This is a genomic window from Methylobacterium terrae (genome assembly GCF_003173755.1).
Classification (GTDB): Bacteria; Pseudomonadota; Alphaproteobacteria; order Rhizobiales; family Beijerinckiaceae; genus Methylobacterium; species Methylobacterium terrae.
In genome coordinates this window covers 3,142,825-3,164,370 of sequence record NZ_CP029553.1, presented here as the reverse complement: position 1 = coordinate 3,164,370, position 21,546 = coordinate 3,142,825, and the positions used below count along the sequence as shown (strand labels likewise).

25 protein-coding genes are annotated in these 21,546 nt (G+C 70.9%); 13 read left to right on the top strand and 12 right to left on the bottom strand.

Annotation, left to right across the window (positions count from 1 at the left end):
* Positions 1–22 precede the first annotated feature (22 nt).
* Positions 23–472, top strand: a complete 450-nt coding sequence (locus tag DK419_RS14620; RefSeq protein WP_162561236.1) for a hypothetical protein — start codon at positions 23–25, stop codon at positions 470–472.
* A 127-nt stretch (positions 473–599) separates the two neighbouring features.
* Here the strand turns inward: DK419_RS14620 and DK419_RS29990 are convergent, their stop codons facing one another.
* The 3 genes from DK419_RS29990 to DK419_RS14605 all read right to left on the bottom strand — a co-directional run bounded on the left by DK419_RS29990 (position 600) and on the right by DK419_RS14605 (position 4,047).
* On the bottom strand, positions 600–1,337 hold the full coding sequence (locus DK419_RS29990) for a transglycosylase SLT domain-containing protein (RefSeq protein WP_109959723.1): 738 nt from the start codon (positions 1,335–1,337) through the stop codon (positions 600–602).
* A 356-nt stretch (positions 1,338–1,693) separates the two neighbouring features.
* Positions 1,694–2,410, bottom strand: coding sequence for a hypothetical protein (locus DK419_RS28620; RefSeq protein ID WP_162561235.1), 717 nt, complete (start codon positions 2,408–2,410; stop codon positions 1,694–1,696).
* A gap of 320 nt (positions 2,411–2,730) precedes the next feature.
* Entirely contained in the window at positions 2,731–4,047 is a 1,317-nt protein-coding gene (locus DK419_RS14605; protein ID WP_109959722.1) for a hypothetical protein, read from the bottom strand.
* A gap of 585 nt (positions 4,048–4,632) precedes the next feature.
* Here DK419_RS14605 and DK419_RS14600 point away from each other — a divergent pair.
* From DK419_RS14600 to DK419_RS14570, 7 genes are all read left to right on the top strand, one after another.
* Positions 4,633–5,316, top strand: a complete 684-nt coding sequence (locus DK419_RS14600; RefSeq protein WP_109959721.1) for a helix-turn-helix transcriptional regulator — start codon at positions 4,633–4,635, stop codon at positions 5,314–5,316.
* 95 nt (positions 5,317–5,411) lie between these two features.
* Positions 5,412–5,744, top strand: a complete 333-nt coding sequence (gene csgH / locus DK419_RS14595) for a curli-like amyloid fiber formation chaperone CsgH (RefSeq protein ID WP_109959720.1) — start codon at positions 5,412–5,414, stop codon at positions 5,742–5,744.
* An 11-nt stretch (positions 5,745–5,755) separates the two neighbouring features.
* On the top strand, positions 5,756–6,484 hold the full coding sequence (locus tag DK419_RS14590) for a hypothetical protein (protein WP_162561234.1): 729 nt from the start codon (positions 5,756–5,758) through the stop codon (positions 6,482–6,484).
* A gap of 220 nt (positions 6,485–6,704) precedes the next feature.
* A complete protein-coding gene (locus tag DK419_RS14585; RefSeq protein WP_342587192.1) occupies positions 6,705–7,196 on the top strand; it encodes a curli assembly protein CsgF in 492 nt (163 codons plus the stop codon).
* 84 nt (positions 7,197–7,280) lie between these two features.
* Complete coding sequence (locus tag DK419_RS14580) at positions 7,281–8,291, top strand: CsgG/HfaB family protein (RefSeq protein ID WP_109959717.1); 1,011 nt, start codon at positions 7,281–7,283, stop codon at positions 8,289–8,291.
* The gene (locus tag DK419_RS14575; RefSeq protein WP_109959716.1) at positions 8,288–8,638 is read left to right on the top strand and encodes a hypothetical protein; all 351 of its coding nucleotides are present in this window, start codon (positions 8,288–8,290) and stop codon (positions 8,636–8,638) included. Before DK419_RS14580 ends, DK419_RS14575 begins: the two co-directional genes overlap by 4 nt.
* Before the next feature lie 329 nt (positions 8,639–8,967).
* Entirely contained in the window at positions 8,968–9,981 is a 1,014-nt protein-coding gene (locus tag DK419_RS14570) for an NAD(P)H-binding protein (RefSeq protein ID WP_109959715.1), read from the top strand.
* Positions 9,982–10,022: 41 nt separating this feature from the next.
* On the opposite strand, the gene DK419_RS14565 is transcribed toward DK419_RS14570, so the two are convergent.
* On the bottom strand, positions 10,023–10,454 hold the full coding sequence (locus tag DK419_RS14565) for a transposase (RefSeq protein ID WP_162561232.1): 432 nt from the start codon (positions 10,452–10,454) through the stop codon (positions 10,023–10,025).
* A 317-nt stretch (positions 10,455–10,771) separates the two neighbouring features.
* The gene (locus DK419_RS14560) at positions 10,772–11,464 is read right to left on the bottom strand and encodes a winged helix-turn-helix transcriptional regulator (RefSeq protein ID WP_109959713.1); all 693 of its coding nucleotides are present in this window, start codon (positions 11,462–11,464) and stop codon (positions 10,772–10,774) included.
* An 86-nt stretch (positions 11,465–11,550) separates the two neighbouring features.
* On the opposite strand from DK419_RS14560, the gene DK419_RS14555 reads away from it, so the two are divergent.
* Genes DK419_RS14555 through DK419_RS14545 form a run of 3 tightly spaced genes read left to right on the top strand, consistent with a single transcriptional unit; the run spans position 11,551 to position 13,514 of the window.
* A complete protein-coding gene (locus DK419_RS14555) occupies positions 11,551–12,342 on the top strand; it encodes a VOC family protein (protein WP_109959712.1) in 792 nt (263 codons plus the stop codon).
* A gap of 13 nt (positions 12,343–12,355) precedes the next feature.
* Positions 12,356–12,856, top strand: a complete 501-nt coding sequence (locus DK419_RS14550) for a VOC family protein (RefSeq protein ID WP_109959711.1) — start codon at positions 12,356–12,358, stop codon at positions 12,854–12,856.
* On the top strand, positions 12,849–13,514 hold the full coding sequence (locus DK419_RS14545) for a dihydrofolate reductase family protein (RefSeq protein ID WP_109959710.1): 666 nt from the start codon (positions 12,849–12,851) through the stop codon (positions 13,512–13,514). The genes DK419_RS14550 and DK419_RS14545 overlap by 8 nt, the downstream gene beginning before the upstream one ends.
* A 520-nt stretch (positions 13,515–14,034) precedes the next feature.
* On the opposite strand, the gene DK419_RS14540 is transcribed toward DK419_RS14545, so the two are convergent.
* From DK419_RS14540 to DK419_RS14515, 6 genes are all read right to left on the bottom strand, one after another.
* A complete protein-coding gene (locus tag DK419_RS14540) occupies positions 14,035–14,277 on the bottom strand; it encodes a hypothetical protein (RefSeq protein ID WP_162561231.1) in 243 nt (80 codons plus the stop codon).
* Between the two features lie 45 nt (positions 14,278–14,322).
* Positions 14,323–14,664, bottom strand: coding sequence for a winged helix-turn-helix domain-containing protein (locus tag DK419_RS14535; protein WP_109959708.1), 342 nt, complete (start codon positions 14,662–14,664; stop codon positions 14,323–14,325).
* 386 nt (positions 14,665–15,050) lie between these two features.
* Positions 15,051–15,875 (bottom strand): carbohydrate ABC transporter permease, encoded by an 825-nt coding sequence (locus DK419_RS14530; protein WP_109959707.1) that lies wholly within the window; start codon positions 15,873–15,875, stop codon positions 15,051–15,053.
* The gene (locus tag DK419_RS14525) at positions 15,872–16,804 is read right to left on the bottom strand and encodes a carbohydrate ABC transporter permease (RefSeq protein WP_109959706.1); all 933 of its coding nucleotides are present in this window, start codon (positions 16,802–16,804) and stop codon (positions 15,872–15,874) included. Before DK419_RS14525 ends, DK419_RS14530 begins: the two co-directional genes overlap by 4 nt.
* A complete protein-coding gene (locus DK419_RS14520) occupies positions 16,804–18,141 on the bottom strand; it encodes an ABC transporter substrate-binding protein (RefSeq protein WP_109959705.1) in 1,338 nt (445 codons plus the stop codon). The genes DK419_RS14525 and DK419_RS14520 overlap by 1 nt, the downstream gene beginning before the upstream one ends.
* Before the next feature lie 215 nt (positions 18,142–18,356).
* Positions 18,357–19,505 (bottom strand): sensor histidine kinase, encoded by a 1,149-nt coding sequence (locus DK419_RS14515; protein WP_109959704.1) that lies wholly within the window; start codon positions 19,503–19,505, stop codon positions 18,357–18,359.
* Positions 19,506–19,758: 253 nt separating this feature from the next.
* On the opposite strand from DK419_RS14515, the gene DK419_RS14510 reads away from it, so the two are divergent.
* Positions 19,759–19,968, top strand: coding sequence for a hypothetical protein (locus DK419_RS14510; protein WP_245442442.1), 210 nt, complete (start codon positions 19,759–19,761; stop codon positions 19,966–19,968).
* A 4-nt stretch (positions 19,969–19,972) separates the two neighbouring features.
* Here DK419_RS14510 and DK419_RS14505 read toward each other — a convergent pair whose 3' ends face one another.
* Entirely contained in the window at positions 19,973–20,365 is a 393-nt protein-coding gene (locus DK419_RS14505) for a winged helix-turn-helix transcriptional regulator (RefSeq protein ID WP_109959703.1), read from the bottom strand.
* A 97-nt stretch (positions 20,366–20,462) separates the two neighbouring features.
* On the opposite strand from DK419_RS14505, the gene DK419_RS14500 reads away from it, so the two are divergent.
* Positions 20,463–21,479 (top strand): zinc-binding alcohol dehydrogenase family protein, encoded by a 1,017-nt coding sequence (locus DK419_RS14500; protein ID WP_109959702.1) that lies wholly within the window; start codon positions 20,463–20,465, stop codon positions 21,477–21,479.
* Positions 21,480–21,546 lie beyond the last annotated feature (67 nt).

Sequence of the window (21,546 nt, the reverse complement as noted above, 5' to 3'; positions counted from 1 at the left end):
GCCCGGAGCGGTTCGAACCGGCATGGGCTCCGACAGGGGCGCCCTCGGGTCCGGCGGACAGGGCCCGCGGCTCCTCGCCGGCGGAATCACCGGCTTGCCGGGCGGCGAACCGGCGGCCGCGGCGGGTCTCGGCCGGAGCGGGACGAGCGACCTGCTCCTCGCTCCCCCGGCGGGCGACGTCGGCCGGCCCGGCCTCCCGCAGGCCGGCACGCGCAACGCGATCGGCCTCGTCCAGGACGGCTTTCGCAACGAGGCGGCCCTGATCCAGGGCGGCTTCGGCAATCACCTGACGGTGGCGCAGTCGGGCGACGGGCTCGCGGTCTCCGTCCATCAAGCCGGATCCGGCAACACGGTCACGCTGCAGCAGAGCGGAATCCTGGGGATGATCCAGGCGGTGCAGCTCGGGCAGGGCAACCAGCTCGGCGCGATCCAGGGCGGGACCGGGCACCGGCTGACGGTCGTGCAGCGCTGAGCCGCCGGCCGCCGCGCGGGATCGCCGGACGCATCCTCCGACGAAGCGGACGCCGGTTCGCCGCAGACGATGCGGCACCATCGAACGCCTGGAGGAGCGTCCGAAGGCAGCGCGATCGCGCGCTGCTCTAGTACGACGCGGCAACGATGCAGCCCATCCTGGCGCACAGGTCCCGCTCCCCCGAGACCGGCCGGCGTGCGGCGCTCGCGACGGCGGGAGCGCGCGGATGCGCCGTCGCCGCGAGAGGCCTCGGGGAGGGCTTCGGGGTGGCGGCCTCGAACAGGCCGCTTCCGGGTCGCCAGCCCTCCTCCCGCGAACGATCGAAGGTCCCGGCCGCGGCCGGCCAGGCGAAGCCGATCCGGTCGAAGGTCGCGGCGCCGCGCGCGATCCACTCGGAGGCCTGCCGGCCGGTGATGGTGAGGACGTAGTTCTGCGTCTCGAGCGGCAGGGCGGAGCGGCCGGCCAGCCACGCCCGCACCCGCGCCTCGCCGGCATTGTAGGCGGCGGCCGCGAGGCCCTCGTTGCCCAGGCGCTGGCGCAGGGCGGCCAGGTGCTCGGCGGATTTCGGCAGGGCCTTCCTCGGATCGAAGGGATCGTCGAGGCCGACCATCAGGGCGGTCGCCGGCATGAACTGGGCGATGCCCTGGGCGCCGGCCGCGCTCACGGCGTTCGGGTTGTAGCCGCTCTCCTGCCGGATGAGGCGCTTGAAGAACTCGGCATCCAGGCCGTGCCGCGTGGCCGCGCTCTCCGCCAGGGCGACGAATTCCCGGCGCATCGCCGGCACGACCGGCGGGCGCATCGGCGCCATGCGGATGAAGAGCGGCAGCGGCGCCGACGTCATCGCGCCGGTCACGCGCCCGGTCATCTGCGCGAGGATCGCATCTTCCGCTTGGGCCGAGGGCGAGGCGGGGCCGGTTGCGGCGGCCGAACCTGCCGAGAACGCGGCAATGATTGCGAGAACGACGACACGCACGACCGACAATCCGCCCCCATCACCGCGCTTTTCGCGCAATTCATGCCACTCTAGCGTCTGGCGGCCGCCTGTCTGTAGCCTGGCGAACACGCCGCAAGGCTTTCTGTCTTCAACGCATCGGGACCACGTCGCGGCCGCAGGGAGGGCCGATACAAGGCTGTGACTTGCCTGAGGCCAGTGTAGCGGCGTATTCGACCGGGCGGGACCGCATCGGTCCCGCCGCGCGCGGCACCTGCCGGCTCGTCTCCTCAGGGTTTCGGCGGCCTCGCTCCGGCGGGAATCTGGCGGACGTCGACCAGGCTCGGCTCGCCGATCGCCCGCAGGTTGATCGAGGCCGGCTGGGGGGCACTCGAATTCGCGGCGGGCGGCGCCGGGTTCGGCGCGGCGGCCTGCGGGCCCGGCGCCGCCGGCTTCGCGGCTGGGGTGGCCGCTGGGGTGGCGGCCGGTGCGGCGGCCGGCGCCCGCGGGGCCGGCGCGGCGGCGGCGACCGGAACCGCGCTGCGCTTGCCGAGCACGCCGATCCGGACCCGCACGTAGGCGACCTGACGGGTTCCGGCGTCGAAGCCGCACTCGTAGATCGCGCGGAGCCACTCCTTCTGGGGCGACAGGAAGCGGATCGAGTCGCCGCGGTAGCGCACGACGGTCGAGCTCGCCTGCTCGGGCGTGTCGGCCTCCTGGAAGATGCTGCCGTAGGGCCGCAGCAGCCACTCGTAGTCGCCCGGGGCTTCCGCCTCGATCCGCGGCGCGCAGGCCTGCACGGCGCGGTCGGCATTCGCCCGGACGCAGCCGGCGTCGCAGGCCGGATTGGCCGGGGTCGCGGGAGCGGGGCCCGCCGCGGGAGACGGTGCCGCCGTGCTCGGCGGCGCGCCCGCAGCGGGAGCCTGCGCGAGGGCGCCGGATGCGGCTGCTGCGGCCAGCCACAGGCCGGCGCCGGCAATCACCGTTCGAGCGATCGGAAAGGTCAAGCGAGGCATGGCGTCCTGAGATCCACCTGTGCTCTGTGTGATCAAGGCACCTTAATGAAAGATGGGCGCCGGCGCGTTCAGATTCGGGACGCTCCGACGACGCGGAGATCAGCACAGGATCGGGCGCGACCTTCGAAATCCTTCACCGAGACGCCGAGGATCCACCTGTCGTCGCTTGCGAGGCGGGCGGGAGCGAGTTCGGTCTCGAAGGGCAGAAAAGGGTGTCGCCGCGAGGAACGCCCTGGGGCACGATCCCGGGCACCGCCCGCGGGGCGACGAGGACCGGAGGGCGGCGCGGGCCGTCCTCCGGTCGAGTTGGATCAGCGGTTCTGGCGGATCGTGGCGAGGTTGCCAGAGCCGGCCTGGACGACGTTGGCGATGTTGCCGTTCTGCCCCTGGCTCACATACGCCTGGTTGGAGGTGCCAGACTGCAATCCAGTGTAGGAGTTGTTATAGCCGTTCTGGTCGATGGACGCGTACTGGCCGCTGCCATTCTGGGTCGAGTCCACGATCAACCCGGTGCCAACCTGCAAGGCGATTAACTGATGGTTGTCGCCGGACTGCCGGTTGGTGACGTTGTTGGAGTTGCCGATCTGCGTAATGTACCCAAAATTGTTGTTGCCATCCTGCCTGCTCAGAATGGAATTTGCATAGCCATCCTGGTAGCCGTACAGATAGTTGCCTGAGCCGGAGAGCTGGCTGGCATCTACCTTGTTGGCAGTGAGATCATCGTAGCCGATGCCAGCCTGGAAGATCGAGATGGTATTGCTGGCCACCTCCTGCGAGGTTGTCGCCTGGTTCCACTGACCGCTCTGGTTCACGAACAGATCGAGTGCCGAGCCGGACTGCGTCGCGTTGACCGTCGAGGCTGTCGTGCTGCGGCCGACGTACCCGTCGCCCTGACGGATATCAGCCAAGTTGAACACGTTGCCGAGATTCGTCTGCTGGACGGCGGCCGTATTCCCTGATCCGCCATTCTGAATGAAGTACGCGTAGTTGTTGCCGGAACTAGTCGCCAGCTGCTCCAGGCTGATGCGCGACGCGGTGCTGTTCTGGCGGGAGATGACGCCATTTGCGCCTGAAGCGTCACGGGAATCCTGTTTGATGGCCAACTGATCGCCCGTGCCTTCCTGACGGACGTAATCCCAACGTGCGACGTCGCCCGCGGCACCGCCATGATTGTTGCCGCCGCCGAAGGGGCTTTGGAAGCCCGTCCCGCCATACGGACCTAAATTGTTCGCGCCATTGGAGCTGCCGGCCGTGAGATTGCCGTTGTTATTGCCGAACTGGCTGTAACGAACGCCGTTGCCAGAGCCGCTCTGATCGATGCGAAGGGTATTAGCAGATCCGTTCTGAGCGCCGTCCAGAACCTGTTGCGCCGTGTTGTAATCCGTCGCGCCGACGACGTTGTTCGCGCCACTCTGCCGGACAACGAGGCTGTTGCCGCTCCCGCCTCTCTGATCGACCCGCTGGCCATCGCTGAATCCCACGAAGCCGCCCGAGCCGGACTGCGTGATGTCCATCACGTTGTTGCTGTCCCGCTGGCTGGTGAAAGCGGTGTTCGACTGAGCGAAAGCTGAAGTCGCAAGAACGAGCGTCGCCGTGCCCGCGGCAAGCGCGAGAAGATGCTTTTTCATTGTTCAATCCCCGTAAGCTGGCGAGAAAGCGCTCGGCTGTCCGCCTTGTCGAACGTCTGACGCGGCGTGGCCGCCTCCCCTTGTCAGCGCGAGGGCCGGCGTCTTGGCGCCGGGCCGCTTGGCTTAACGATTTATTTACTAGTCGATCCGGAACGCGCTTCGCATCATTCGTTCGAATGAAGCGCCGATAAATCAACAGTTCGGAAAAGTGCTGAGCCAGGATCCCGGTGCCGAAGGGTGGTGAAGCACCAATGCTGATTCCGTTTGACAAATCGGTCTGGCGAGGTAATTCGGGTAACGAGTCATCGCCTTCTTGGATGAAGGGTTAATGGAGTCGTCACGCAGTTGTAGGACTGTTTCTGATCTCGAAGGGTGGTGGCGTAATTGTCGTTAGGCCTTGGCGTATCGCTCCAAGGACATCGGTCTGATCAGGCGTGGCACGCCATCGACCCGAGGAGCGGAAACGACGCCGGACACCGAAGTTGCCGATCCGCACACGGCGCAAGGTTGGGGGGAGTAAACTTGCGACACAGCTTTGCTGACGTGGATGCCGGGTCGGCGAGCCCCGTTCCTCCGCACTCCTGCGTGCCGGCGCCGGCACGCCGTCCGGATGGTCCCGGCCCGCTCCCGGACGGTGCGGCCTGGCGCAGCTCCCTCGACGACCATCCGCTCGCCTGGGGCAAGATGAAGACCGGTTTCTCCGAAGCGGCATCGTTCCCGGACGGGCTCGCCGCCTCGCTCCTCGACGTCCTCGACCGCACGCCGTGCGGCGTCCTCGTCCTCGGTTCCTCCGGCGACGTCCTGGGCGCCAACCGGAACGCCGACCGCATGCTGGACCTCGCGGCCGGGGCCGACCACCGGGCGCGCCGGGACGCCCTCCGGGCGCTCCTCGCGGCGGCGAGGGCGAAGCTGGATCCGAACGACGCGCTGTTCGTGACGATCCGGCGCGAGCCGCGCCCGCCCCTGGTCCTGCACGCGACCCCGGTCGAGGCCGGTGGGTCACCCCACACGGTGCTCGTCCTCGTCGAGCTGGCCCACCCGCCGCAACCCGACGCCAAGGTCCTTCGCCGCCTGTTCGACCTGACGCCCGCGGAGACGCGGCTCGCCCAGGCGATCGGCTGCGGGCAGACCCTGGCGGAGGTCTCGCGCGCGACGGGCCTGAGCCACGCGACGCTGCGCACCCAGCTCGCGTCGATCTTCGTGAAGACCCAGACCAGGCGCCAGGCCGAGCTCGTCGCGCTCCTCGCGAAGGCGGCGATCCTGTCATGACGGGGGCGGCGCGATCCCGCGGGGGAGCGGCATGGCCGCGCCCCCTCGCCGGCCTGATCGCCGCGGGAGCCATCTGGATGTCCGGGGGAGCAGCAATGACGAAGGCCGACGAGGGCGATCGCAGCGCGGTAACGTGCGCGATCACCGAGGAGCGCGACGGACCCGTCGTGACGATCCGGGGCTGGGCCGAGGCGAGTGCCGCCCTCGCCGGACGCTACCGGCTGCGGGTGCGCAAGACCGGAGCCGCCGGATCCTCGGACATCGCGCAGGCGGGCGAGTTCCGCGCCGAGCCGCGTCGTCCCGTGAGCGTCGGGCAGGCCGGCCTCGGCCTGGAGCAGGGCGCGCGCTACGACGCCGTCCTCACCCTCGACGTACTCGGCCGCACCATCGAATGCCGGTCCTCGGGACCGGCGGCGACCCCGCTGTGAGGATCACGACCATGCGCGCGTACCGGCTTCTCTTGGCGCTCGGCCTCCCGGCGCTCGGCCTCCCGGCGCTCGGCCTCCCGGCGCTCGGCCTCGTGGCGGCCGCCCTCGCCCGGCCCGCCGCGGCCCAGCAGGGCGGCGTCTACATCAACCAGGTCGACCGCGCGGTCGCCTCGCCCGACCGGCGGTCGGTCACGGCGCAGACCGTCGAGCAGAGCCTCCTCGACGCGGCCGCCGGCAATGCCGCGGGCCGGGGTGCCGGGACGGCGGGCTCCGCGGGCGCGTCGAGCGCAGGCCTGTTCGGCGGCGCGCCCGCCCCGGGTGCGGCCCCGGCCGGGTCGAGCGGCAACACGGCCGTCCTGAATCAGTTCGGCGCGGGCAACACGGGCACCATCAGCCAGACGGGGCAGGGAAACGCCGCGGTCGCGACGATCTACGGCGGATCGAACGCCACCTCGCAGGTCCAGACGGGTAACGGCAGCGCGTCGAACCTGACGCTGTACGGAACCGGCAACACGGTCGGCACCACCCAGACCGGCGACAACAACAGCTCCACGCTGAACGTCAGCGGGCAGCGCAACGTCGTCACGAACACCCAGACCGGCAACAACCTGAACTACGGGCTGACGGTGGTGGGGCGCGACGCGAACATCTCGGTCGTCCAGACGAATTCCGGCGCGGCGGCCGCGCCCGTCATCGTCCCGCCGGGCGCGACGCCGCTGCCGGTCGCCCCGCGGCGCTGACCGCGAGGGCGCGCCGCGGGAGTGACGGCTCCGTCCCCACGGAGCGATGCCCCGCGCGCATGCGCGAATCCGCCTGGGTCGATGGAGAAGCGCTGACAGGTATGGGTCCGCCGGACGCGATGTGACAACGAAGCCACAGCCGGTCGCGTTCCGCGCGATGACAATACAGGGGGCGAGCGGAACAGTTGGCAAAGGGCTTGTCCCCTGACAATATTTGTTAGTGCCGGGCCGTCGGGGCAGCGAGCGTGTTGGAGGCCTCGTGAACTGTTTCTCAAGCGTCGCCGCCGCATCCGGTCTCGTGTTGAGTGTCGTCGCGGCCGCGGGCTCGCCGTTGACGTACCAGCCCAATAATCCGTCTTTCGGCGGATCTCCACTGAACGGGACTTGGCTTCTACAGCAGGGGACGTCGCAGAACGTGTTCGTGCGGCAGGAGCAGCAGCGCGCCGCGATGGCGCAGGCGATCCAGCAGGCGCAGCAATCCCAGACCTCGACGTCGCAGGCCAACAACTTCGCGGCGATCATCAACGCCCGGCTCCTGGCGGCGGTCGCCGATCGCATCACGACCGCGATCTTCGGGCAGAACGCGCAGCAGAGCGGGACCTTCGTGGTCCAGGGAACGACGATCACGTTCCAGCAGGTCGGCGCCAACGTGCAGATCACCGTCAACGACGGGACCAGCACGTCGACCGTAACGGTGCCCCTCGGCTTCTAGAGCCTTTTTCGCCCTTCCCCGCGCAGCAACTCTCCGGTGACCGGGCCGGCATCGGCCGAACGGCCGCCGGCGAACGGCTGAGACATGACATCCCAGATCGCACGCATCCTCGCCCTCCTCTGCTCGCCCCTCGCCCTGGCAGGGTGCCAGACGGTCGCCGGAGAACGGGAAATCCTGGCCGAGGCGCCCCAGGTGACACCCTCCTCCCCGACGGGAATCGGGCTCGAATCCCTCCCGCCGCCCCAGCGGCCGATCGACGTCGCGCTCTACGCGTTTCCCGACCTGACCGGCCAGAACAAGCCGAGCGACAACTTCGCCGAGTACTCGCGCGCGGTGACGCAGGGCGGCTCGGCCTTCGTGGTCGACGCCCTGCGCCGCGCCGGCGGGGGCAGGTGGTTCAACGTCGTCGAGCGCGGCGGCCTCCAGGCGCTGCTCCAGGAGCGGCAGCTCATCCGCGCGACCCGGGTCGAGTACCAGGGGGCGAGCGCGGCCCCGCTCCCGCCGCTGCGCTTCGCCGGGCTGATCCTCGAGGGCGGGATCCTGGCCTACGACGCGAACACGGTGACGGGCGGGTTCGGCGCGCGCTACCTCGGGATCGGCGCGGACACGAAGTACCGGCGCGACGCCGTGACCGTCGCGCTGCGCCTCGTCTCGGTGCAGAGCGGCCAGGTCCTGCTCAGCGTCACCACCACCAAGACGATCTACTCCGTCCTGGTCGACGGCAGCACCTACAAGTTCATCGCGATCGACAAGATCCTGGAGGCGGAGGCCGGCTTCTCGCGCAACGAGCCGACCCAGCTCGCGGTCCGCGAGGCGATCGAGCTCGGCGTCTACGCCCTGATCATGGAGGGGGCCGAGAAGGGATTGTGGAAGTTCAGGACCGGTCTCGCCGCCGCGGAGCACGTGAAGCGGTACAAATCGTCGAAGCCCCTGAAGGTGAAGGCGGAGATCCCGTCCGATTCCGACCGGCGGCAGGCCCTCGCGGAGGCCGAGGCCGCGGCGCCGAGCCCGGAGGCGGCGAGCATGATGCTCGCCGCGCTGCCCCCGCCGGCCCCGCCCCGCGCCGACGCCAAGCCGCAGCCGGTGTCGCCATGACGCGCGCGATCGCTCGCCGCCCGGCCGGGATGCGGCGCTCCTGCGCTCCGCTGGCGCTGCTTGCCCTCTCCGCACTGCTCGCCGGATGCCTGTCGGTCCGCGAGCCCGGGGACGGCGTGACCCTCGTGCGGGACCTCGCGGCCGTCAGAGGCTGCCGCTTCGTGGCGACCCTCGGGCGCCCCGCCCGCCTCGTCGCCGCCGCGAGGGTCGAGGCCTACGAGGCGCTTCTCGTCGACCTCCGCCGCCGGACCGCCGCGACCGGCGGTACCCACCTCTACCTCCTCAACGACGCGGCCGGCTGGGGCGCGGCCGAGGCGATCGGCACGGTGTATCGCTGCGTCGATTGATGCCCCAGCGCCTTCGAACGGATCCGTTCGAAGGCGCCGGCTGAGCCCGAACGGGCGTCGGCGCTGGTGCGCCGGACCCCTCGGCATCGACGGGTCGATGCCGAGGCGCGAGGGTATGAGCGGGTCCGGCGGGTGACCCGAGCGCGGCCAGGACTCCGTGGCGGTGACCGCCGGCGGCTGATCCGGGTCGGGCCCTGACCTGCGCCTGGACCTCTGGGTCACCTCCCCGCCGTTCGCCGCCCGACGCCCGGGACGTGGCGCCCCACGGCGGTGCGGGACCGCGCTATGGTCGCGCCGGCGATCTTGGAGAGGGCCTGTCGGGGAGAACCATGGCGCACGCATCCTCCGGCCGTCGCGGGCGGCGGGTCTTCCTCGTCGGCGCCACGGGCACCATCGGCCGCGCAACCGCGCGGGCCCTCGTGGCGCGCGGTCACGACGTGGTCTGCTTCGTCAGGTCCCGGCCCGGCCTGCCGACCGGGTCGGATGCCGCCGCACCCCTCGGGCTTCCCGCGGGCGCCGCCGTCCGGTTCGGCGACGTGACCGATCCGACCTCGCTGGCGCGCGACGGCCTGCGCGGCGAGCGCTTCGACACCCTGGTCACGTGCCTCGCCTCGCGCACCGGGCGTCCCCGCGACGCCTGGGCGATCGACCACGACGCGCATCTGGTGGTGCTGGCCGCGGCCAGGGCGTCCGGCATCGGGCACATGGTCCTGCTCTCGGCGATCTGCGTCCAGAAGCCGCTGCTCGCGTTCCAGCGGGCCAAGCTGGCCTTCGAGCGTGCGCTGATCGCCTCGGGGATCGACTACACGATCGTCAGGCCCACGGCGTTCTTCAAGTCGCTCTCCGGGCAGGTCGAGGGCGTCCGGCGGGGCAGGCCCTGGCTGCTGTTCGGCGACGGCGCGCTCACGGCCTGCAAGCCGATCAGCGACGACGATCTGGCCCGCTACCTCGCCGCGTGCACCGAGGAGCGCGAGCGGCGCAACCGCGTTCTCCCGATCGGCGGACCGGGCGAGGCGATCACGCCCCGGCAGCAGGGCGAGGCATTGTTCGCCCTGCTCGGCCGCCCCCCGCGCTTTCGGCATGTGCCGGTGGGTCTTCTGGATGCCGTGGTCTGGGGGCTGTCCACGTCCGGCCGCGTGGTTCCCTCGCTGGCCGACAAGGCCGAGCTCGCGCGGATCGGGCGCTACTACGCCACGGAATCGATGCTCGTTCTGGACCCCGCCTCGGGCCGGTACGACGCGGCGGCGACGCCCGGCACCGGGTCCGAGACGCTGTTCGACTACTACGCGCGCCTGCTCCGGGGCGAGGCCGAGGCCGAGCGCGGCGACCACGCCGTCTTCTGATCGCGAAACCCCAAGGCCAGGGCTGCCGCCTCTCGCTCCGGTCATGGATGCGCTTCGCGTCGCGACCGTGGCCAAACGATCCCTGCTCGAGCCAAGTGATCCCTGCTCGAGCGAAGGAAGCGGAGGTCGAGGGCGCGCGCCGTGCGGCGGCGTCGAGGTCGCCGGCCGCCCAGGCGCCGGAACTGCGCCCTGATGTCGCTCGTCTTCCTGCGCGTTCCGGCCCAGGCCGCCTGCACCAGGGCCGTCTTGAGCCAGGGCGTGCCCTTGCGCAGCCGTGTCGAGCGGCGCTTGCCCGCGCTCTCGTCGCTCCCCGGGCATAGGCCTGCCCAGGAGATCAGGTGGCCGGCGGTCGGGAAGCGGCTCATGTCGGGGCCGATCTCGGAGAGGATCACCTGCGCGGTGAGGTCACCGATGCCCGGGATCGTCACCTGCACCTTCACCGCTTCCCCGAAAGGGCCGAGGTCGCTCTCCACGTTGCGCGTCGATCTCCCCGATCGCCCGTCCTGATCCGTCGTACTGGCGCGGATGGACACCGAGCAGGGAGCGGTGGTGATCGCCGATCCGGCCCGTCAGCGCGGCACGGATCGCCTCGGGCGGCGCCCTCACCCGCGGACTGACCGGCGCCCTGCAGCCCGGCCGGATCGCGCTCCCCCTCGACCAGCGCGTCGAGGACGGCGCGGCCGGACTGGCCCATGATGTCGGTGAGCACCGAGGCGAGCTTGAGGTTGGCGGCCTCGAGGGACTTCTGGACGTGGCTGGCCTGTTCGCCGACCAGCCAGCGGAGCCGGGATCAGGCGGCTTTGGCAGGCAGGCGGAAGAGGTCGATGAAGGACCGCGCCAGATCGACATCGCCCGCGACGGCGAGGGTGCCGCCCGCGCCGTCCCTGGCGAGGGGCGCCTTGCCGTAGATCGTCCGGCGCATCGCCATCGTGTCGCCGGTGAAGGCGAGGTCGGGTCCCTCCACGGCGCCCCGGCTCACGAGGATCTCACCGCCGGCCACCCGCGCGACGAAGTCCTCGCCGGGGAAGTGGAAGGCGACCGACACCGGCAACGCCATCGCCCGCGCGGGGTCGACCAGGGCCTGGAGCGACATCATCGCGGAGGCACCCGACATGAAGAGGCTCACGTCGTGCCGTGGCGAGCGGGCGGCCCAGCGGCCCAGGCCGCGCATCAGCGGCGCGGCCTCGCGGCCCCACTCCGTCAGGTCGTAGACCTGGACGTTCGCCGGAGAGGGCAGGTGGTAGCGCCGGGCGATGCCCACCTCCTCCAGGCTCTCCAGGCGCTGCGTCAGGACGTTGGCGCTGATGCCCGGAAGGTTCGCCTTGATCTCGCCGAAGCGCCGGGGACCGAAGACCAGCTCGCGCATGATCAGGAGCGACCAGCGCTCCCCGATGAATTCCAGCGCGAGGGCGGTGCCGCAGGCATCGTCGTAACGGCGCTCTCGTGCCCGCGATCCCGCTTCAGTTATTTTTTCTGACTCCATAGTTGCTTTCTATAACCGACGATGCCAGCCTGGGACAAGCGGTGCCGCGACGCGGCGGACGCGCATGGTGTCACGGAGGAGGTCCGATGCCGACCGTCGAGGGAACGCCCATCTGGTTCGAGCTGAACGCGACCGACCAGGACGCCGCGCAAGCCTTCTACGAGGCCGTCGCCGGCTGGCATGTCGCGCCGTCCCCCATGCCCGAGCACGGCGGCTACCGGATCGCCGAGGCGGACGGGACGCCCGTCGCCGGCATCCGCGGGTCGATCCCCGGGGCACCCGGCCTCCCCGGCTGGGCCATCTACCTCGCGACCGGGGACGTCGATGCCTTGGCCTCCCGGGTCGTCGAACTCGGCGGGCAGGTCCCGTTCGGGCCCGTCGACATCCCCCATGTCGGCCGCTTCGCGATGGCGCGCGATCCGCAGGGCGTGATGTTCGCCATGATGACGCCCGCCAGGCCCGGCGAGAGCCGTGCCTTCGGCCCCGTTCCCCTGGGGACGGAGCGGACCCTCGGCCACGGCGTCTGGATCGAGCTCGCCACCCCCGATCCCGAGGCGGCGATCGCGTTCTACGGCGCGCTGTTCGGCTGGGAGAAGCTCGGGGCGATGCCGATGGGGGGTATGGGCGAGTACGCCTTCATCGGCCGGGGAGACCTGCGCCCGGGCGCGGTGATGCCGAGCGCCGCCACCGGCGCGCCGGCGCGGTGGAACTGGTACGTCCACGTGGCCGACATCGACGTCGCGGTCGCGACGGTCCGGGAGAGGGGCGGCACGGTGCTCCAGGGACCCGACCCGATCCCCGGCGGCAGCCACTCGGCCACCGTCGCCGATCCGGCGGGCAACCGGCTCGGCCTCGCCGGTCCGCGTCGGGCGGCGTGACGGGAGACGGACGATGACGAGCGAGAAGCTGACGACCTGCCTGTGGTTCGACCACGGCGAGGCCCGCAGGGCCGCGGAGTTCTATGCCGGGACCTTTCCGGACAGCCATGTCGGCGCCCCCATGGAGGCGCCGTCGGATTTCCCCGGCGGATCCGCGGGCGCCGAGCTGACGGTGAAGTTCACCGTCCTCGGCCGCCCGTTCGTCGGCCTGAACGGCGGCCCCGCCTTCAGGGCGAACCAGGCGGTCAGCTTCATGGTGCTGACCGAGGATCAGGCGGAGACCGACCGCTACTGGAACGCCATCGTGGACGGCGGCGGCGCCGAGAGCCAGTGCGGCTGGTGCACCGACCGGTGGGGTTTCTCCTGGCAGATCACGCCCCGGGCGCTGCTGCGCGCCAACGGCCATCCCGACAAGGCCGCCGCCCGGCGCGCGTTCGAGGCGATGATGACCATGCGCAAGATCGACATCGCCCGGATCGAGGCCGCCGTCAGGGGGGATTCCGTCCATGCGTAGGATCACCGGATCCCTGTTCCAGTCGCTCGACGGCGTGATCCAGGCCCCGGGTGGCCCGGAGGAGGATCAGACCGGGTTCACTCATGGTGGGTGGACCTTCCCGTACTTCGACACCGCGCTGGGCGGGGCGATGGGGAGGCTGTTCGAGGCGGAGTACGAGCTGCTGCTCGGGCGCCGGACCTACGAGATCTTCGCCGCCTACTGGCCGCATAACGGGGATCAGCCGATCGGAGCGGCCTTCAATGCCGTGCGCAAGCACGTCGTGACCTCGTCCGACCGGGCGCTCGGCTGGACCAACAGCCAGCGTCTCGTCGGCGACCCCGTCGCGGCGGTCACCGGCCTGAAGGAGAGCGACGGTCCCGATCTCCTCATCCAGGGAAGCAGCATGCTCTACCCGGCGCTGCTCGCGGCGGGCCTCATCGACCGGATCGTGCTGATCACCTTTCCGGTCATGCTCGGTCGCGGCAAGCGCTGGCACGCGGACGATCCGTCGGCGGCCCGTGCGTGGCGGCTGGTCGAGCAGGCCCACTCGCCCAAGGGCGTCCACTTCGCGGCGCTCGAGCGGGATGGGGCGATCGAGACCGGCAGCTTCGCCACCAGGCCGCCGAGCGAGGACGAACGGTCCCTTCGCACGCGCCAAGCGGCCGGTCGTTGGTAGGAGGTCGGCCCGAGGCGGCGTCGCCGACCAGGGCGCTTGATCGGCGTTCAGGCCGTCGGGCAGGGTCGGCGTCTCCGTCGCCCGGTGGCTGCCCGGAACGATGTGCAGGTCGGGGCTGAAATGCCGCCGAGACCGCCGGGGGGCAGGCACGAGGTCGCCGATGATCCCGCGCGTGCCTTCGGCGACGGTTTCCTCGACCACAACGGTCGGAATGGGGGCGGCCGCCGATACACCGTTCCGTCCCGCCGCCGTCCCGCTGGTCGTGTCGGTGCCCTCGACGCCGAAGAACCGGCCGCCGGACCGGATTATCGCGTCGTCGGTGCAGCGCCGGCCGATCTCAGGGCGTAACAGCGTCGATGACCTTGGCGGTGGGGCGCCCCGCCCTCGGCGTCCCGGGCGCGAGACCGCCCGGCCGTGGAGGTCCTAGTCGCTGGCGGTGAGGACACCGGCCCCGGCGCGCTTGGCGCGCCGGTCGGCGATCGACACGGAGCGGCGCCTATGATCGAGCGGGGCGGGTGCGTCACGGATCCGATGCGATCGGGATCAAGGTCGTGCCGGGCCGGGATCCCCTGCCCTTCCTCGGACAGGACGACGCGCGGGCCGCATTGCGTCCGGAATCGTCCGTCGGCACGAGGCCGGTGCGAGCCGCCAGGGTCGCGAGCCGGCGCGGCAAGGCGGCAAGCGGCATGACCATCTCCGTGGCGGCCGTGTCATCGGCCGCGGCCACCATATCCGGACGACCGCAGCGCGGGGTCGTCAGCATCCATCGCACGCCAGCCCCCCGGCGGCGGGGGCGCTCCCCGGGCGGTCAGCGTGCGGCGACGGCGCCCTCAAGGCCGGCCAGGTGCTGGGCGGCCACCGCGGTCGCATCGCGCTCGATGGCGCGGTAGCAGGCGATCAGGCGCTCGCCGAACGGCGTGACGTGAGCACCTCCGCCGCTGCGCCCCCCGACCTGGCCCTCGACGACGGGCTGCGAGAACGAACGGTTGAGCTCGTCGACGAGCACCCAGGCGCGGCGGTACGACATCCCGAGCACCCGGCCGGCGGCCGAGATCGAGCCGTGCTCGGCGATGGCTTCGAGGAGACGGATCTTGCCGGGGCCGACCCGGATCTCGGGGGCGAGGTCGATGCGGATGCTGAGCGAGGACATGGGAGGACCCGAAGCGGCGAAGGTCTGATGCCGATTCCCGACGGTGACTTCCGGAAGCGGTATCACGAGCGCGCGCGGGGGAGCCGACGGCTCCACACGCTCGAGCGACGCCGAAACCCGCGCAGCGAAGCGATCGGGCGGATGTCTCATGCTGCAGCGTCTTCGAACGGAAGCGTTCGAAGACGCTGGCTACGCTTGAACGGGCGCCGGCACCGATGCGCCGGACGCCCTGCCGTCGACCCGCCGGTGGCAAGGCGCGCTGGTATCATACCGCAGCGCCTTGGAACGGGTCCGTTCCAAGGCCCGAGGGTATTATGAGAGCCGTGCCTTTCAAGGTGCCGTGCTCGGCATGAGCTTCGCGAGTGGGCGGGACGTGCGCTGCCCCCTCACCCCCCCTTCACCGCCCCGGCCGTCAGCCCGGCGACGATCTGGCGCTGCGCGAACACCGTCAGCACCAGCACCGGCAGGGTGACGATGAGCGCGGCCGCGGCGAGCGGACCCCAGCTCAGCTGGTCGAACGAGATCATGTTGTAGACCGCGACCGGCAGGGTGCGCGTCTCGCGCCCGGCGAGCACGATGCCGAAGACGAAGTTGTTCCAGGAGAAGATCACCGCCAGGATCATCGCGACCGCGATGCCGGGCTTGGCGATCGGCAGCGCCACGTAGCGGAAGACCTGCCAGCGGCTGGCGCCGTCGATGACCGCCGCCTCCTCCAGTTCGAGCGGCGTGGTCTCGAAGTAGCCGATCATGATCCAGATCACGATCGGCACCGTAACGACGAGGTGGATGATGATCTGCGGCCACAGCGTGCCGAGGAGCCCGAGCCACTGGAACAGCAGGAAGAGTGGGATGAGGTAGGACAGGCCCGGCGTGATGCGGGCGACCAGGATCACCACCGCGGCCTTCGCGGCCTTCATCCGGGCGATGCCGTAGCCCGCCGGCACCCCGACGAGGAGCGCAAGCAGCGTCGCCGTGCCGGTGACCAGGAGGCTGTTGACGAAGTAGGTCGAGAACCGGTTCGATTCGAGGACGTCGAGGTAGTTCTTCCAGGCGAAGCGCTCGGGAATCAGGATCGGCGGGTAGGAGGCGTTGTCGATCTCGTACTTGACCGAGAGCGACAGCATCCAGACGAAGAACAGGATCACCGGCGAGACGATGACCAGGACGGCGAAGAGCAGGGCGGCCTGCTTGACGAGCCAGCGCCAGTTCATGCGACGGCGCCTTGCGTGCGCTTGCGGACCACCAGCAGGGCGGCGGCGAGGGCGATGATGAGCAGGAAGAACACCACGGCGATCGCCGAGCCGTAGCCGACGTCGTAATAGGCGAAGGCGACGCTGTAGAGGTAGATGTTGATTGTCTCCGACGCCGTTCCCGGTCCCCCTTGAGTGATGGCGAAGATGATGTCGAAGCTCTTCACCGCGTCGATCATCCGGATCATCGCGGCGACGAACAGGAAGGGGGCGACCAGCGGCAGGGTGATGTGGCGGAACATCTGCCAGATCGAGGCGCCGTCGATCTGCGCGCTCTCGTAGGGCTCGGTGGGGAGCGCCGCGAGGCCGCCGAGCACGATCAGCATCACGAGCGGCGTCCACTGCCAGGTCTCGACCAGCACCAGGGACGGGATCACCGTGGCGGGGTGGAAGACCCAGAGCTGGGGCGGGATGCCGACCAGCGAGAGCAGGTAGTTCAAGACCCCGAGCTGGGGATGGAACATCATCGTCCAGACGAGCGCGATGGCGACGGGCGTCGCCATCATCGGCAGGATGAACACGCCGCGCAGGAAGCCGCGCAACGGGAACTTCGCGTGGAACACGCAGGCCGCCAGCGTGCCGAGGACGAGCGGCAGCACCACCGAGAGCGCGGTGTAGACCAGCGTCTGCCACACCGCGTCGAGGAAGCGCGGATCGGTGGGCAGCCGCGCGTAGTTCGACAGGCCGACGAAGGCCGGCGCCGCGCCGACCTTCCACTCGTGCAGGCTCATCCACAGGGTGAAGGCCCAGGGGAAGACGATCACCCCGACGACGACGACGAGGGCCGGTACCACGAAGGGCCAGTAGCCCGGCGGGCGCCAGCGGGCGGGCGCGGCCTCCTCGGCCGGTGACAGGTCGTCCGCTGGCGATGCGAGGCCGGCCCGCGCCATCACGCCTTCTCGCTGCGCTCGAGGATCGGCCGGTACTGCTCGGCCGCCTTCTTCAGCTCGGCCGCCGGGTCGGCCCCCGACAGGGTGGCGGTGACGGCGGAGCCGACGATGTCGCGGAACTCCGCCACCGGCACCACGACGGGCAGGCCGAGCTTGCTGATCTTGGCCGAGCCGATCGCCGAATCGAGCCACTCGCGCGGCATCTTCACGCCCTGCTGCACCTCGGCGTCGCCGAGGATCGAGTCGCGGAACGGCACGCCGCCGCCGGCCTGGAGCAGGCGCGCGCCCATGAGCTTCGAGACCGCCCACTGGCAGTAGAGGTAGCCGGCTTCCTTCTTGGTGCTCGCCGCCGCGACGCCGATCCCGTCGCCATAAGTTGCTGCCGCATGGTCCTTCGGGCCCTTCGGCACCACGGCGTAGCCGACCTTGCCGACGACACGGGAGGCGTTGGGATCCTCCAGCGGCGGCGCCCAGCCGACGCCGTCGAGCCACATCGCGGCCCGCCCTTGGGTGAACGCGGCCATCGACTCCATCCAGTTGAAGCCGACGACGCCGGGGGGCGCGGTCTTGGTCAGCAGGCGCTGGTAGATCTTGGTCGCCTCCACGGCCTCAGGGCCGTCGATCAGGAGGTTGCCCTTGTCGTCGAGGAAACGGCCGCCATAGGCGAGGAAGAACGCGCCCCAGAGCGCCATGTTGGCGTTGCGCAAGCCCCGGCCGACGAAGCCGTAGGTGCCGGCCTTCGGGTCGGTCAGGGTCTCGGCCGCCCGCACCATGTCGTCGTAGGTTTCGGGGAAGGCGACGTTCTTCTTCTGGAACAGCTCCTTGTTCCAGTACAGGATGAAGTAGTCGACCGAGAGCGGCAGCGAGCGCATCTCGCCGTTCGGCGTCTTGGCGTATTGCAGGCCCGCATTGCTGAAATCGGCCTCCTTGAGAGAGGGCTCGGTCAGGTTCGGGTCCTTCATGAAGCCCGACAGGTCGGCGAGCCAGCCGGCCTTGTCGAACTGGCGCTTCTGCACGTGGTAGCTCAGGTGCACCACGTCGAAGCTCGGCCGGCCGGAGGTCAGCTCGATGACGATCTTCTGGCGCTGCTGCTGCTCGGGGATCACCTCGGAGGAGACCTTGATCCCGGTGAGCGCCGTGAACTCGGCGGCGCTGCGGTGGAGCAGGTCGCCGCGCGGCCCCTTGATCAGGTTGACCTCGAGGGTGGTGCCGGCGTGGCGCTTCCAGTCCACGGCCGCGAAGGCCGGACGTGAGCCGATCAACCCGAGGCCGGCCGCCGCGGCGCCGGATGCCAGGATGCTGCGGCGGCTCGGACCGCCGCGGGAGAACTCGCCCATCGTTTCCTGCCCTTGCTCCGCCCGGATCTGCCGCCCGGGCTCGTTCGAGGCGGGGCCGGTCTTCCGGTCCCCGTCGCGCCGCCCGTCATTCGGCGTTCGAGCGGCAGCGCTGCCGGAGAGCGTAGTGCAAGAGGCGCGGCCGTGGGAAGCGGCTCGCCGCGACGCGCCCGGGAAAAATCCCGCCTGGCCCCATCCACCCGGGGGCGTTCGGCGTCTCAGGCCGCCTTGGGGTCCAGCGTCAGGGCGAAGCAGGCGCCCTTCGTCCCCGACACCGCCAACTCTCCGCCGAGCTGGCGGGCGAGCCCGTGGATCACCCGCATGCCGAGGCTGCGGCGGGCGGCGGCCGCGTCGAACCCCTCGGGCAGGCCGACGCCGTCGTCGGAGACGCTCAGGCGCACCGTGTCGTCGCTCGACGGCACCGCCTCGACCCGCACCGGGCCGTGGCCGCCCGGATAGGCGTACTTGACCGCGTTGGTGACGAGCTCGTTGACGAACAGCCCGAGCGGGATCGCGAGGTCGGCCGGGATCGTCATCGCGGGCGCCTCGCAGGTGATGGCGTGGCCCGGCGCGCTCTCGCGCAGCTTCTCGCACAGGCTCTCGAGGAAGCCCTTGAGCTCCACCGCCGCGAGGTCGGGCTGGCGCCAGAGCTGGTCGTGCACCTGCGCCACCGCTTCGACCCGCGAGCGGGCATCGTCCAGCGCCTCGCGCGCCTGCTGGCCCTCGGTGGTGCGGGCCTGGAGCGAGAGCAGGCCCGCCACCGTCGCGAGGCTGTTCTTGACCCGGTGGCTCATCTCGCGGGTGAGCAGCTCCTGGCGGTCGAGGGCGGCCTGGAGCCGGGCCTCCGCCCGCTGGCGCTCGATGGCGCCGCCGAGCAGGTTGGCGAAGCCCTGCATGAAGGCGATGTCGGCCTCGTCGAACTGGCCCTCGCGACTGTCGTCGACCTCCAGCACGCCGAAATCGCCCTCGCGGTTGCGGATCAGCACGTTCAGCGCCCGGCGCACGCCGTGCTCGGCCATCAGCTGCGGGGTGCGGAAGCGGCGCTCGTTCTCGAGGTGGTTGGAGATCACCGGCTGCCCGGTCTTCAGGGCGTAGCCCGCCGGCGAGGCGAGGTCGGCACCGACGAGGGCGTGGCCGACGACGTTCGGCCCCCACCCGACGCCCGCGATGACGAGCAGCGTGTCGTGTCCCGGCTTGTACTCGAGGGCCTTGCAGAACTGGGCCGACATCCCCTCCGCGCACAGCTCGGTCGCCCGCTGCAGGAGCCGGCCGAGATCGTCGGCGCGCAGGGCCTCGACGCCGAATTCCGACAGGATCCTCTGCTGCTTCAGGCGGTAATCGAGGTCCGGACGGCTGAGCTCCGCCATCGTGCGAGATCCTGTCCTTTCCCTGCGCTAGGTGCGGGGGCTGTCGCTGCATGGAAACCGGCAGCGTGGCCGGAGTATCGCGGCGAGTGGGGCCACGTCCGCCGCAACGGGTCAAGCGCACAAGGTGGTGGGGCCAGGATGCCGCACCGCGCCGTCCACGCGGTTCCCTCCGCGGCATCGCCGGAGGCCTCCCTGTCGGCGCGCCGCGCGGGCCCCATATGGTGGCGTGCAGTGCACAAAGGAGTGCGGATCCGTGCTGCGCCTCATTACTCTCGGCATCATCCTGACGGCCGCCGTGATGATCGCGGTCGCCCTCCTCCGGCCGCCCGCCCTGCGGGCCCAGCAGGAGGAATCCTACTGTCGCCCGCCGCTGAAGTTCGCCTCCGGCGCCTGCGTCGCCCAGTGCCCGGCGGGCTACGAGGATCGCGGGCGGACTTGCGCGTTCCGCAGCCTGTCGCGCTGACCCGTCAGGCCGCGTCGGCTCCGCAGGCCGCGTCGGCCCCGGAGGCCGGCATGGCGTGCGCATCGCCCCAGGCCTTGAGCGCCCGGATCACCGGCTCGAGGGTGCGGCCCCGCGCCGTCAGGCGGTACTCCACCCGCGGCGGCACCTCGGCGTAGACCGTGCGGTGCACGAGCCCGTCCGCCTCCAGCTCGCGCAGCTGGTTCGTCAGCATCCGCTGCGTCACGTTCGGCATCCGGCGGCGGAAGGCGTTGAACCGCAGGGCGCCCCCCGGCTCCGGCACCTCGTCGAGCAGGTGGTAGAGGATCACGCCCTTCCACTTGCCGTCGATCAGCTGCAGCGTCGCCTCGACCGCGCAGCCCGGGCTGCAATCCAGGCTACGGTGCCGGGTGCGGGCCATGACGGTATCCTTTTCGACACTATGGGCGCTTCATGTGCGTTCTTGCGCCTCGTGAGAGTAGCGGTCATCTGGGCATCCGTCATCAAGGAGCCCGCCCATGCGCGCCGTCGGTTACCAGACCTCCCTGCCGATCGAGGACGAGGCCGCCCTCCGGGACATCACCCTGCCCCGCCCCGAGCCCACGGGACGCGACCTTCTGGTCGAGGTCCGGGCCGTCTCGGTGAACCCCGTCGACACCAAGGTGCGCCGCCGCGCCGCGCCGGAGGCCGGCGGCTGGAAGGTCCTGGGCTGGGACGCCGCCGGCATCGTCGTCGCGGCTGGTCCCGAGGCGACGCGGTTCCGACCCGGCGACGCGGTCTACTATGCCGGCGCCCTGGAGCGCCCCGGCACCAATGCCGAGTTCCACCTCGTTGACGAGCGCATCGTCGGCACCAAGCCGGCCTCGCTGTCCTTCGCCGAGGCCGCGGCCCTGCCGCTCACCGCGATCACCGCCTGGGAGACGCTGTTCGACCGGCTCGACGTGCGAAAGCCCGTGCCCGGCGCGGCGGAGGCCGTGCTGATCGTCGGGGGGGCCGGCGGCGTCGGGTCGATCGCGACGCAGCTCGCGCGCCAGCTCACCGACCTCACGGTGATCGCCACCGCCTCGCGGCCGGAGACGCGAGACTGGTGCCGGGAACTCGGCGCGCATCACGTGGTCGATCACGGGGCGTCGCTGGCGCAGGGCGTCGCGGCGCTCGGGCTCGGCGCCCCGGGCCTCGTGTTCTCGACCACCCACACCGACACCCACCTCGCGGGAATCGCCGAGCTGATCGCGCCGCAAGGGCGGCTGGCCCTGATCGACGACCCGGCGGTGCTCGACGTGTCGATCCTCAAGCGCAAGAGCCTGTCGCTGCACTGGGAGTTCATGTTCACCCGGCCGATGTTCGGCACCGTCGACGTCGCGGCGCAGGGCGCGCTGCTCGACGAGGTGGCGCGCCTCGTCGAGGCGGGGCGGCTGCGCACGACGCTCGCCGAGCATTTCGGCCCGATCACCGCCGCGAACCTGAGGCGCGCCCACGCGCTCCTCGAGAGTGGGCGGGCGAAGGGGAAGATCGTGCTGGAGGGGTTTGCCTGAGCGATATGCGGGGCGTCGCTTCGGCGCACCCGGCGGTCCTGTCACTCGGCATCGTCATCCCGGGTCT